This window comes from Mesorhizobium sp. M1D.F.Ca.ET.231.01.1.1 (assembly GCF_003999155.2).
Classification (GTDB): domain Bacteria; phylum Pseudomonadota; class Alphaproteobacteria; order Rhizobiales; family Rhizobiaceae; genus Mesorhizobium.
In genome coordinates this window covers 1-279 of sequence record NZ_RZOZ02000311.1, presented here as the reverse complement: position 1 = coordinate 279, position 279 = coordinate 1, and the positions used below count along the sequence as shown (strand labels likewise).

The 279-nt window shown below is 54.1% G+C and carries 1 pseudogene; it reads right to left on the bottom strand.

What is annotated here, in order from left to right:
* A pseudogene (locus EN874_RS34765) lies at positions 1-129 on the bottom strand (DNA-binding response regulator); the annotation flags it as partial.
* Positions 130-279 lie beyond the last annotated feature (150 nt).

Below are 279 nucleotides of genomic sequence, written 5' to 3'. Positions count from 1 at the left end.
CACTGTTCTGCCCTGTCGTCGCAGCAAGGCTTCGAGAATCAGCAGCTCCCGTCTCGTCAGCGGAAGAAACGCGCCGTTGATACGCACTTCGCGCGTCTCGAAACAAAACTCCAGCCTGCCAAGTTTCGCCGGCGATAGGCTGCAATCTACCGGCGGAATGGTTAATGCTTGGTTTATTTCACTCTCATTTGCGGCGTCATCCGTAACCTTTTGAACCGCTCAAAGTCGAGCAATCAGGCTTTCTCGCCGCTTTTTCCACTGCTTAAATCGGGCGTGAGG